The following is a 12366-nucleotide window of genomic DNA, read 5'->3' as shown; positions in this document are numbered from 1 at the left end:
GGACCTGCTGCTCCTCGACGAACCGCTGACCGGTCTGGACCGCGTCCTCCGCGAGGAGATGCGTCGGGAGATCAAGCGCATCCAGGACGAAGTCGGCGTCACGACCCTGTACGTCACTCACGACCAGGAGGAGGCGCTGTCTCTGTCGGACAAGATCGTCGTCCTCTGGAACGGGATGAAACAACAGGAAGGGAGTGCGGACGAACTGTACGAGTCGCCGATCAACGAATTCGTCGCCGAATTCGTGGGGAAGTCGTCCAAGTTCACCGGCGAGGTCGTTTCGGTAGCCGACCGAGTCGTCGACACCAGCGCCGGCGAAATGTATCTCGACGGGTCGATGTCGTTCGAGGAGGGACAGGAGATCGCGCTGTACGTCCGCCCCGAGCACGTCGAGGTTTCGCCGTCGTCGGTCGAGGGGAAAACGTCTTCACCGGTCGGGCGCGACAGGTGACGAATCTCGGGAGCTACGCGGAGGTAATCGTCGAACTCGCTAACGGCATGACGGTCCTCGCGGAGACCGAGAGCTTCCCGAGCATTCAGAACGGCGACGACGTGTACATTCAGTTCGATCCGGAGGACGTCATCGCGCTATGATCGTCAAGAACCTCCCGATTCCCAAGCGACTGTCCACTCGGATGACGAGTCGCACCCTCGTAGTTATCGGTCTCGGCTGGCTGGGGGTGTTCTTCATCGTGCCGCTGCTGATGCTCGCGATGACGAGCCTCAACCTCGACGGCGGAGCGGTGTGGGAGAACTACGCCGTCGCGCTCAGCGGCGTCTACATCTCCGCCATCGTCAGGTCGTTCTACTACGGGCTGGTGACGACTGCCATCTCGCTGATACTGGCGTACGCCCTCGCCTACTACATCGTGTTCTACTCGGAGAACGAACGGTTCATGCTGGGGCTGGTCATCCTCCCGTTCTGGGTGGCGTACATCATCCGATATCTCGGCATACAGCTGTTCTTCTCGCCGAACGGCCCCTTCGTGGACGTGTTCGGGAGTAACATGGGACTCCTGTTCAGTACCGAAGGGGTGATCATCGGGCTGACCAGCGCGCTGCTGCCGTTCGCGATCCTCCCGATCTACAACTCGCTCAAATCCATCGACCAGGAACTCATCAACGCCTCGTACACGCTCGGTGCGGGGTCCTATCGGACGCTCGTGTCCATCATCTTCCCGCTCAGCCTCTCGGGCGTCGTCGCCGCCGCCATAATCGAGTTCATTCTCGCGACCGGGTCGTTCCTCGGTCCGGCGCTCCTGGGCGGCCCTGGTAACACGATGATCGCCAACATCATCGCCACGACGTTCCGGGCGGGCTTCAACATCGAACTCGCCTCGGCGATCGCGATCATCTACACGGTCATCCTCACCACCGTTCTCGTCACGTTCAACTCGGTGGTGAATATCGGGGAGGTGCTCAGCGACCTATGACGACGGACCGCTTCCTCCGGCGGTCGGGGCTGTTGAGCGTCGCCGTCTTCGTGTACGCGGTGTTGCTCGTCCCGATCGTGGTCATCATCCTCACGTCGTTCACGCCGCGGCCGTTCCCGACCATTCCGACACGGGGAATCTCGTTCGAGTGGTACCTCGCGCTGCTCGAAAACAGCCAGCTGATCGGCGCGCTCGGCGTGAGCCTGGTCATCGCCGCGTTCACGTCGGTGACGTCGGGGACGCTCGGGACGATCACGGCCTTTGGCTTCGTTCGCTCCGACATTCCCTACAAGGAGACGCTCTCGACGCTGATGTTGCTCCCGCTGATGATCTCGCCGGTCATCACCGGTCTCGCGCTCGTCCGGTTCGCCGGACAGCTCCGGATCGGCTCGGGGTTCGTCGCCGTCGTCCTCGGTCACACGGTCCTCACTCTCCCGTACGTGTTCCTCATCGTCAGAGCCGAACTGGTCACGTTCGACCGGGAGCTGGAGTCGGCGTCCCGGATACTGGGTGCCGGTCCCGTCGAGAGCGTGTTCAACATCACGCTCCCGGTCATCTCGCCGGCGGTGATCTCCTCGATGCTCATCGCGTTCGTCGTCTCGTTCGGCGAGTTCACTGCGACGCAGTTCCTGGTCTCGTCCGGGACGACGACCGTTCCGGTGATCATCTACACGATGACCCGGTCGGGGCTCAACCCACAGATCAGCGCGCTATCGACCGTCCTGATTGGCGTGATGTTCGTCGCCGCCCTCGTGAGCGGGCTGGTGAACCGATGACCGGGGTTCGGGGTCGATCCCGCCGCTCGGGGGCGTAGATGCCGAAAGCGTACGCCTCGATCGACGTTCGGGAGTGGGCGGACGCGACGTACGAGGAGCTCGTCGAGCGATTCGAGTGGGACGTGCCCGAGCGGTACAACGTCGCGACGGAGATCTGTACGGCGCACCGCGGCGACGGGACCGCCCTCCTGTTCGACCGGTCGGACGGCGAGACGGTCGAGCGTACGTTCGCCCAACTCGACGAGCAGTCGTCGCGCCTCGCGTCGTGGCTCGCCGACCGGGGCGTCGGGTTCGGGGACCGGATCGGCATCGCGCTCTCGCAGGCACCGGAGACGCCCGTCGCCCACTTCGCGGCCTACAAACTCGGGGCCGTCGCGGTTCCGATCTCCGTGTTGATGGGACAGGAGAGCATCGACTACCGCCTCGAGAAAGCGGACGTCTCGTGTATCGTGGCGACCGACGAGATGGCGACGCGGATCGAGGGCGTCGAGACGCTCGTCGCCGTCGGCGACGCGCCGGGAGCACCCTCGTTCGACGACGCGCTCTCCGCCGGCGACCCGGCGTTCGACCCCGCCACGACGCGCGCCGACGACCCCTCCCTGATCACCTTCACGAGCGGAACGTCCGGGGAACCCAAGGGCGTCGTCTACGGGCATCGGAGTCTCGCGTCCGCGCTGCCAGCCTTCGAGTTGATGTGTGAGTTCCCCGGCGACGACGCGGTCTTTTTCACCCCCGCCGACTGGGCGTGGGTCGCCGGCACGCTCGACACGGCCTTCCCGGCGTGGTGGGGCGGCAGAACCGTCGTCGGCTACGAATCGGAGGGGTTCGACCCCGAACGGGTGTTCTCCGTGATGGAGGCGTACGGCGTCACGCACGCGTTCTTGACGCCCACGATGCTCCGGATGCTCCGGAAGTCGTACGAGCGCCCGAACGACGCGTTCGACCTGTCGCTCGAGGTCGCCTACACCGGCGGCGAACCGACCGGAGACACGCTGTTCGAGTGGGTGGACGAGGGGTTCTCGGACGTCTCCCTCAACGAACATTACGGGCAGTCGGAGGCCGACCTCCTGACGACGAACTCCGGCTGCGTCATCGGCACGAAACCGGGTTCGATCGGACGCCCCGTTCCCGGCCACGACGTCGAAATCCTCGACGAGAACGGCGACCCTCTCCCGCCCGGCGAGATCGGGACCATCGCGCTCCGGACGCCGGATCCGGCGGTGATGCTCGAGCTGGAACGCGCCGGAACGCACCGCGAACGCCTTCCGCGGCGACTGGCTCGACACGGGCGACACGGGCTATCGCGACGAGGACGGGTTCTTCTGGTTCGCTGGCCGCGGCGACGACCTCATCATCTCCAGCGGTTATCGCATCTCGCCGACCGAAGTCGAACAGGCGTTGGCGGCACACGAAGGCGTCGACGAGATGGTGGTCGTCGGCGAACCCGACGACGTCAGGGGGAGATCGTCTCGGCCATCGTGGTCCCGACCGACGACTCTCCCGACCCGGAGAAACTCCGGGAGGAGCTCCGCGAAGCGGTCCGGAACCAGTTGTCGAAGTACAAGTATCCCCGGAACATTCGGTTCGTCGAGTCGCTTCCACGAACGACCACCGGGAAGATCGACCGACGGGAAGTACAGACGGAGTTCGCCGAGGATTCCTGACGACGAAACTATTTTCACGGAGCTAACTGAACCCCGAGCGAGGCCCGGCCGACGACGGGAGCGGCCTCCCCGCGGTCGGGCGAATTCACAATGACCACAGACGATCTATACGGTAGCCGCGACCGCTCCGTTCGGAAACTGACCCCCGTCCGTTCGATCGGGAACGCCCCCGTGCTCGTCGGGGACGGAGATCACACGGGCGGCGTGCAGCGAGTCCGATCTCAGCCGGGGGCCCGAGATGACGGACTACGAACACACGCCCGTGACCGTCGACGGCAAGACCGCCGTCGTCATCGGCGGGACCAGCGGCATCGGCGAGGCGATCGCGCTCGGGTTCGCGAGCGAGGGCGCGGACGTCGTCGCGACCAGCCGGTCGTCGGAGCGCGTGCGCGACACCGCCGCAAAACTCCGCGAACTCGGCGCGGAAACCGTCGAACGCCCCTGTGACGTGACCGACCGCGCGACGCTCGAACGACTCCGGGACGAAGTCGACGACGAACTCGGCGAGGTCGACGTGCTGGTGACCTCCGCGGGTGCCGTGTCGCGGGACCGGGTGCTCGACGTCTCCGAGTCCGAGTGGCGACGCGTCGTCGACGTCCAACTCGACGGCGTCTACCGGGCCGTCCAGACGTTCGCCCGCGAGATGAGCGGCGGGAGCGTCGTCGCCATCTCGTCGGTCGCCGCGGAACTGGCGATGTCGCATCTGCCGGCTTATTCCGCGGCCAAAGGCGGGACCGACGCGTTCGTGCGCGCCGCCGCGAAAGAACTCGCGCCGGACGTTCGGGTGAACGCCCTCTCGCCGGGGTTCGTCATCACGCCACAGAACGCCGAGACGTACGCCGAAGGCACCGAGAAGCGGGAACGACTCGACCGACGGACGCCGATGAAACGCGTCGCCGACCGCGAGGAGATGGTCGGCGCGGCGATCTATCTCGCGAGCGACGCGTCCAGTTTCACGACGGGCGAAGTGATTCGGGTAGACGGCGGATTCGCGCCGAGCGCGCTTTGAGCTACCAGTTCAGCTCTCCCCGCTCGCTTCGTTCTCGGCGTTGAGTAGCCGCTCGTACTCGAGCGCCTCCTCTATCGGGAAGGTGTGATTGAACGCCCGTTTGTGGATTCCGAGTACGGTTTCGGATTTGTTCTCCACGAGGTCTCTCGCACGGTCGAGGACCTCGCGTTCGAGTTCGTCGGGGTCGTACACCCCGGAGACGAGGCCGTGACGCTCGGCCTCCGCCGCGCTCATCTCGCGACTCGTGTACACCAGGTCCTGTGCGACGCCGAGGCCGACGTACAACGGGAGGAGCTTGGTCGACGCGTTCGATATCGGGACGCCGAGTTCGGTCTCGGGCATCTTGAACACCGTTCCGGTCGCGGCGTACCGGAGATCGAACGAGAGGCTGAACTCGAGGCCCCCGCCGACGGCGTATCCGTGTAGCTTGCCGATCACTATGCCGTCGAACCCGCGAACGGCGCGCGTGATCTCCTGAATCAGGTCGATGTCCTCGCCTTCCTCGCTCGCCTCGTCGAGATCCGCGCCCGAACAGAACGCGTCCCCGGACCCCTCGACGACGACGACCTGTCTCCCCCCGTTCCGCCTCCTCGAACGCCGCGGGGATCTCGCGCAGGAGTTCCGTGTTCAATGCGTTCAGCGTCTCCGGTCGGTTCAGCGTCAGCCGAAGTATCTCGTCGGTGATCGCTTCTCGCTGCAGGACGGTCATACGTCGACATCGGAGCACCGGTATTTCAATGCACCTGTGGCAGCGGCCGCCGGCCTCGCGGACCGGCGCACGTGACAGGTCGTCGATATCACCGGCTCGTCAATCTTTATGTAGTTCGGATAAGATTAGCACGCATGGCCAGTGATAACCAGCGGAAGTCGATAAGTCTCGCCGAGCTCGAACGTCGCTATCGCGACCGGAACGACGAGTCCGAGAGGCTGTTCGAGCAGGCTCGGACGGTGCTCCCGGGCGGCGACACGCGGTCGGTCACGTACACACAGCCGTATCCGACGTTCATCGACGAGGCCTCGGGCTGTCGAATGACGACGGTCGACGGCGACGAAGTCATCGACTTTCTCAACAACTACACGCAGGCGATTCACGGCCACGCACCCGAGGACGTCGTCGAGGTGATGACGGACCGCATCCGGAAGGGGAACGGTCTCGGCTCGCCGACGAAAGACGTCATCGACCTCGCAGAGCGGCTCGTCGATCGGTTCCCGTCCATCGAGCAGGTCCGATTCGGAAATTCGGGCACGGAAGCGACGATGAACGCGATTCGAGCGGCCATCGCGTACACCGAGCGCGACCGGGTGCTCAAAGTCGCGGGCGGATATCACGGCACGCACGACACCGTCGAAATCGGCATCTCCGGCGAGGGTCGCGAACACAAGGGCGTCCCGAGCACCGTCGAGAGCCGCGTCGACACCGTCGCCTACAACGACCCCGAGGCGCTGAAGTCGACGTTCGAGGCCCACGGCGACGAGTACGCCTGTTTCATCCTCGAACCGATACTGGGGGCGAGCGGCATGATCCCCGCCACCGACGAGTATCTCGAAGCCGCGCGCGACCTCACCGAAGCCCACGACAGCCTGCTGATCTTCGACGAAGTGATGTCGTCCCGGCTCTCGACGGGCGGTGCTCAGCAAAAACGCGGCGTGATTCCGGATCTCACGACGCTCGGGAAGTACATCGGCGGCGGCCTGCCGATCGGTGCGTTCGGCGGCCGAACGGACGTCATGAACGTGTTCCACCCGGACGAGGGCGACGTGGGCCACTCCGGCACGTTCAACGGGAACCCCGCGACGATGGCCGGGGTGCCGTCGCGCTCGACGCGCTCGACGCAGCGGCGATCGACGAACTGGACGCCCACGGAGAGACGGTTCGCGAGCGAGTCCAGGCAGCGGGCGACGCCGTCGACGTCCCCGTGACCGTGACCGGCGAAGGGTCGCTGTTCCACGTCCACTTCACCGAAGGCCCGGTGACGGACATGGCGTCCGCGGGTGCCGGACTCGAGGACAGCAGCGAGGACGACGACCACTCGCTGGCGTTCTATCTCGCGATGCGCGAACGCGACATCTTCATGGCCCCGCGCGGGATGGGGAACATCTCCACGCCGATGTCCGGCGAGGAAATCGACGCGTTCACCCAAGCGGCCGAGGCGGCCCTCCGTGACGTCGAGCAGATCGTCTAACTGATTCGTCAGTTCCCGCTCGGCGTCCCCAGAGGACGGTCCCGTGCTTTTTGTCCGGGAGTTCCTTCTCGACGTCCTCGTAGAACGCGAAGCGGGCCCGGAGTTCGTCCCGGAGCGTACTCGGCGGGACGATCTCGTCGATGACCGCCTCGCTCGCCATCCGGTGGACGTCGATGTCGCGGCGATACTCCTCGCGGAGTTCCTCCTCTTTCCGCTCGCGCTCTTCCTCGTCGTCGATTTCGGCAGCTTCCGGGCGTAGACGGCGTTGATGGCCGCTTCCGGCCCCATGATGGCGATTTCACCGCTCGGGAGCGCGATGGTTGATTCGGGGTCGTAGGCGGGCCCGGACATGGCGTAGATACCCGCGCCGTAGGCCTTGCGCACGACGACGCACTGCTTCGGGACCGTGGCCGACGACGTGGCGTAAATCATCTTCTTGCCCTTCTCCAGGATGGCGTCTTTCTCGACGTCGGAACCGGCCATGAATCCGGGCGTATCAGCGAGGTAGAGCAACGGGACGTTGTAGGCGTCGCACGTCCAGATGAACTGCGCGGCCTTCTCCGCGGCGTCGGGGAAGATCGCGCCCGCTCGCTGGGTCGGCTGATTGGCGACGATGCCGATCGGACGACCGTCGATGCGGGCGAAGCCGGTCAGAATCTCCTTGCCGTACTCGGGCTTGAGTTCGAACCACGACCCCGCGTCGGTTACCCGGCGGATGATGCTCTCCATGTCGTAGCCGCGGTTCGGTTCCTTCGGGATGACGCCGTCGATGCCCTCCGGCGACAGCGACGGGGCTTTGCCCTCCGTCTGTGGCGGGTCCTCGTCGCAGTTCTTCGGGAGGTAGGAGACGAGTTGAGCGACCAGTTCGCGGGCGTGTTCTTCGTCCTCGGCGACGAGGTCGGCGCTGCCGGAGTGTTCGGCGTGCACGTCCGGGCCGCCGAGCTCCTCCATCGAGATGTCTTCGCCGGTGACCATCTGTACCATCCGCGGACTCGCGATCGCCATGGCGGACATCCCTTCGACCATGACGGTGAAGTCGGCGAAGACGGGGGTGTAAGCCGCGCCGGCGATACAGGGACCGTAGAGGACGCAGATCTGCGGAACGCGCCCGGAGAGCCTCGAGTGGTTGTAGTAGTATTTCCCGATGCCTTCGCGGTTGGCGAAAAAGCCGGTCTGCTGGTCGATGCGTCCGCCGGAGGAGTCCATCAGATACAGAACCGGCTGTCCCGTCTTGAGCGCGCGTTGTTGCATCCGGAGGAACTTCTCGACGCCCTTGGCGGCCATGCTCCCGCGCTTGACAGTGTAGTCGTTGGCCATGAAGTGGACGTCGCGGCCCTCGAAATCCGCGGCACCCGTGATGAGACCGTCGGCGGGCAGCTGATCGGACGCGTCGAACTCGGCGAATTTGCCGTCCTCGAAGTGGAGGCCGCCCTCGCCGAACCAGAGGTCGAGCCGGTCGCGGACGAACTTCTTGCCTTGCTCGGGCAGTTGCTCTTTGTACTTCTCGGGACCTCCGCGTTCGATCTCCTCGATTTCCTCCCACAGGCGCTCTTCACGCTCGGTCGGACCGAGGTCGTCGTCGAACTTCGACGGAGCGGACTCGTCGACGCCCGTGCCGCTGTAGGTGGCGCTCCCGAGTACGTCGCCGCTCCGGCTCGCCACGGACACGTCGCTCTCGAATCGCTCGGCGAACGCCTCGGCGATCGCCTGTGCCTCGTCCGCACTCACCTCGTCTGAAACGCTAACTTTCATTGTTCACTCCACGACGATGAGGGTGTCACCCGTGCCGACTGACTCTCTTTCTTGGGCGGCGACGGCTGCCACCGTGCCGTCCCCGGTGTGACCACGTCGCTTTCCATCGCCGTGGCTTCGGGGACACAGAGCACGTCGCCTCGCGCGATCCCGCCTCGACCGGCGACGAGTAGCTTGCCGAACATGGATCAGTACGATTCCGGGAAGCCGATCTGCTGGCTGATGTGGTTGTACGCCATCTGTTGAGTGACGGGCGCGAGCCGGGTCAGGTTGATTTCGCGCCACCACCGCTCGACGTCGTACTCCGTGGCGTACCCCCACCCACCGAACGCCTGCATCGACTGTTTGACGGCCTCGATACCGGCGGAGACCGCTGTCGCCTTGGCGACGTTCGTCTCGTACGCGCAGTCCTCACCCTGGTCGTAGAGCCACTCCGCCTTGTTCCGCATCAGCGTGGACGCCTCCAGGCGGGCGTAGGGCTTGGTTATCGGGAAGGAGACGCCCTGATAGGCACCGACTGGCTGTCCGAACACTTCGCGGTCGTTGGTGTACTCGATGGCCGTGTGTGCCGCAGCTTGCCGATTCCGACCCCCGCGGCGGCGAACCCGATCCGCTCGGGGTTGAGCATGTCGACGAGGACCCACCAACCGTCCCCTTCTTCGCCGAGCAGATCGCCTTCGGACACTCGAACGTCTTCGAGGAACACCTCGCAGGACTTCGAGTAGTTCATCGCGTGTTTCGGAATCGGAGAGACGCTGATCCCGGGATCGTCCATATCCACGACGAACAGGCTGATCCCGTCCGTACTCCGCTCCACCTCGTCGATCGGCGTCGTCCGCGTCACGAGGATCATGTCGTCGGCGCGGTCCGCAAAGGTGATCCACGCCTTCTGGCCGTTCAGGACGTACTCGTCACCGTCCCGCTCGGCACGGGTCGCGACGTCGAGCGTGTTCGTCCCGGCCTCCGGTTCCGTGATGCCGATAGAGAAATTCCGGTCGCCGGTAGCGATGTCGGTCAGATACTCCTCTTTCTGGCGCTCCGTACCGTACTCCCGCAGGCCAACGGCGGCCATTCCGGCCGTCAAAACCAGATACCAGGTGCCGGCCATGCCACATCCTTCGGCACAGAGCGTTTCCATGGCCAGGCCCATCTCCTGCATGCCCATGCCAACTCCGCGATACTCTTCGGGGACGAGTAGACCGTGGAAGCCAGCGTCGCCGAGTTCGTCCCAGAAATCCCGGGCAAATTCCCCGTTCTCCTCTTTCTCCCTCCAGTATTCTGGTCCGAACTCCTCGGCGATCTCCGTCGCCGTCGACCGGATCATCGAGTGCTCAGGCCCCGTGTCGAAGTTCATTTCCTCGTACTATCGGGTACGTGCATCGCATTTGTAGTTTGTGCTCAAAACGGTGTGCCGCCGTTTACGGCCGCGGACACCTCGTGTCGCGTGACGACTCCGCTGTTCCGCCCGGCGAGCACGGTCGAGAATACGCTCCGCTCGGGTGACGAGCGGCGCGTCTCTGGCCGTCGATTTCACACCCCGTTCGCTCGGTCGCCTTGCGCATGAGATCGGGCCCGCCGCCGGGAGCGAACAGGGGGCTCCGACGAACCACGACACCCGTTCCGTGGAGTAAGCTACTGGATCGCGTGTCAGATTCGGTCACGATCACCGAGCCGATGCCGCTATATTAATAAGTCCGATCAATCTGTATCTATATCAGCTAACGATCGACGGACGGAGAACGAACAGTGAAACTATCCGTTGTCTTACTCGTATCGGGGCGTGAATCGGCCTTCACCGGTCTCGTTTTCGGATCTTCTACTCTCTAAATATAACGGGAGTATGGGTGTTATCCTCGAGAACTCGCGTCGACGATCCGACGTCACTTCGCCCCGGGCCGATACTCCGACGCGATCCGGTCTTCCAGCTCCGAGGCGGCGTTAAGCACCTCTCTCGGAATCCTCTCGCGGTAATACTCCCCTTCGAATCGATAGGACGGACCACCCACGCTGAGGGCCCCGTAGACGCGTCCGTCGGGAAGGACGACAGGTGCAGCTACCGCTCTGAGGCCGTCGCTGTACTCTTCGTCGGTGTACGCGTACCCTCGTTTTTCCACCCGCCCGAGTTCCTCCTCGAACTCCGATTTCGAGGTTATCGTGTGGTCCGTCAGTTTGACCATCTCTATCCGGTCGAGGACGTCCTCGACCCTCGTGTCGGAGGACTTTGCGAGGATCGCTTTCCCTGCCGCTGACGTGTGGGGGCGGAACTGCCTCCCCATTCGAAAGTACGGATCGTTCGGGGTCACGACCTCGTTGAAGACCGCGTAGACGGTGCTTTGCTCGAGAACGCAGAAGTCTACACCCTCCTCGACTCTCTCGGCTAACTCCGTCACCATCGCGTCCGCCAGCGGATAGGCTTCGTGTCTCGTCCGTGCGGATTCGCCCATCCCCAGTAGTTTCATACCGACGACGTACTTCCCGCCGAATCGCGCCACGTATTCGTTCTCGTAGAGGGTGTTGATGTGGTTGTACGCGGTGCTTTTCGGGAGGTCGAACTCCTCCACGATCTCCGCCGTCGTCGCACCGCCGGCTTCTTCGATGTACTCCAAAATCGCTAACGACTGTCTCGTCGTTTTCACCGGCCCCTCGTGTCTCCCTGTCCCATGCCGTGTGTTGTCCACTGTTACACAATAAAAATTTCCTATATCTGGAGTAATGGCGGGAGTACGCGTTTCCCCGAGACAGCGTTCGCGATCGATTTCTCAGCGGCACTCGGATCGGCGCGAGAAATACATCTATAAATTGGCTTGTTCGAAGTTTTAGTTCTTAAGAGACATATTTGGCAACGTCGCACCTCTGTTTGCTTCGCACTGAAGTCAGGATCCGAGACGGTTGCGGACCACCTGTAATCGGGATGCGTCGTCGACGCGAGAGACGGCGTCGGAGACTCGCGTTCGCTCGGCTGACTCGTTTTGTATCCTAGTAAGAGCCCAAATGCGCAGATAACGAGGCCTACGAATAACCCGATTTGAACGAAGCCGGTGTTCGGTCCGTAATCTCTTCCGTACCGAATCAAGTCGTGGATGAGAGTAAATTCGTTCGTCAAGATTACTGCGATTCCGAACAGTAGTGGCCTTATTCCTGCGATATTCGTCATCGTCAAGTTTTAGCAAAGATTTCGATAAATACGTTCTCAAGATAGAATTTCAACGGAGCACTACGGCCATAACGAATCCTGTTCGCCTCTGGATCGGTAGCAACACGGCCAGTACCGGTCGTCGTCGGTTCGGATCCGCCTCCGCATCGATCGCAACGCGACCCGAGCGTTCACCGCCGGCCGGCTGTAGATCGACCGTTTGCACCCAATTTCGAACGGCGATCCGACTCTATTTCGCCATAATTATATGAAATCATAACTGTACTCCGAGATGACTATATTGCGGGAGAACGGTGGGTAGATTTTCGATAGATCTCGCCTGGTGTCCGATTTCGATTCTCCGTGGTCGCGGTGCCTCGCTACCCGCTGTCCTGCCTCGCGTGGCCAACGAGCGG

General features: G+C 63.4%; 7 protein-coding genes and 5 pseudogenes. 8 read left to right on the top strand and 4 right to left on the bottom strand.

Annotated elements, in window-relative coordinates:
• Positions 1–165: 165 nt before the first annotated feature.
• The 6 genes and pseudogenes from ACFQJD_RS10415 (at position 166) to ACFQJD_RS10390 (ending at position 4882) form a co-directional block, all read left to right on the top strand.
• Complete coding sequence (locus ACFQJD_RS10415) at positions 166–594, top strand: TOBE domain-containing protein (RefSeq protein ID WP_379800483.1); 429 nt, start codon at positions 166–168, stop codon at positions 592–594.
• Positions 595–635: 41 nt separating this feature from the next.
• On the top strand, positions 636–1433 hold the full coding sequence (locus tag ACFQJD_RS10410; protein WP_379798060.1) for an ABC transporter permease: 798 nt from the start codon (positions 636–638) through the stop codon (positions 1431–1433).
• A complete protein-coding gene (locus ACFQJD_RS10405; RefSeq protein ID WP_379798058.1) occupies positions 1430–2209 on the top strand; it encodes an ABC transporter permease in 780 nt (259 codons plus the stop codon). Before ACFQJD_RS10410 ends, ACFQJD_RS10405 begins: the two co-directional genes overlap by 4 nt.
• Positions 2210–2247: 38 nt before the next feature.
• A pseudogene (locus tag ACFQJD_RS10400) lies at positions 2248–3408 on the top strand (acyl-CoA synthetase); the annotation flags it as partial.
• A gap of 226 nt (positions 3409–3634) precedes the next feature.
• Positions 3635–3873, top strand: a pseudogene (locus tag ACFQJD_RS10395) (AMP-binding enzyme).
• A 238-nt stretch (positions 3874–4111) separates the two neighbouring features.
• The gene (locus tag ACFQJD_RS10390; protein WP_379798056.1) at positions 4112–4882 is read left to right on the top strand and encodes an SDR family NAD(P)-dependent oxidoreductase; all 771 of its coding nucleotides are present in this window, start codon (positions 4112–4114) and stop codon (positions 4880–4882) included.
• A gap of 9 nt (positions 4883–4891) precedes the next feature.
• On the opposite strand, the pseudogene ACFQJD_RS10385 reads toward ACFQJD_RS10390, so the two are convergent.
• Positions 4892–5443, bottom strand: a pseudogene (locus ACFQJD_RS10385) (enoyl-CoA hydratase/isomerase family protein); the annotation flags it as partial.
• A 282-nt stretch (positions 5444–5725) separates the two neighbouring features.
• On the opposite strand from ACFQJD_RS10385, the gene ACFQJD_RS10380 reads away from it, so the two are divergent.
• Together ACFQJD_RS10380 and ACFQJD_RS10375 are read left to right on the top strand one after the other, a co-directional pair.
• The gene (locus ACFQJD_RS10380; RefSeq protein WP_379798054.1) at positions 5726–6802 is read left to right on the top strand and encodes an aspartate aminotransferase family protein; all 1077 of its coding nucleotides are present in this window, start codon (positions 5726–5728) and stop codon (positions 6800–6802) included.
• 2 nt (positions 6803–6804) lie between these two features.
• Positions 6805–7065 carry a hypothetical protein gene (locus tag ACFQJD_RS10375; protein ID WP_379798052.1) on the top strand — a complete coding sequence of 87 codons (261 nt, stop codon included), beginning with the start codon at positions 6805–6807 and terminating at the stop codon, positions 7063–7065.
• A gap of 31 nt (positions 7066–7096) precedes the next feature.
• On the opposite strand, the pseudogene ACFQJD_RS10370 reads toward ACFQJD_RS10375, so the two are convergent.
• From ACFQJD_RS10370 to ACFQJD_RS10360, 3 genes and pseudogenes are all read right to left on the bottom strand, one after another.
• Positions 7097–8817: pseudogene (locus ACFQJD_RS10370) on the bottom strand (acyl-CoA carboxylase subunit beta); the annotation flags it as partial.
• Positions 8818–9005: 188 nt separating this feature from the next.
• Positions 9006–10171: pseudogene (locus ACFQJD_RS10365) on the bottom strand (acyl-CoA dehydrogenase family protein).
• 526 nt (positions 10172–10697) lie between these two features.
• On the bottom strand, positions 10698–11453 hold the full coding sequence (locus tag ACFQJD_RS10360; protein WP_379800481.1) for an IclR family transcriptional regulator: 756 nt from the start codon (positions 11451–11453) through the stop codon (positions 10698–10700).
• Positions 11454–12366: the final 913 nt, after the last annotated feature.

It is taken from the genome of Haloplanus sp. GCM10025708, from assembly GCF_042663985.1.
GTDB classification, from domain to species: domain Archaea; phylum Halobacteriota; class Halobacteria; order Halobacteriales; family Haloferacaceae; genus Salinirarus; species Salinirarus marinus.
This window is presented reverse-complemented; position numbering and strand designations above follow the sequence as displayed.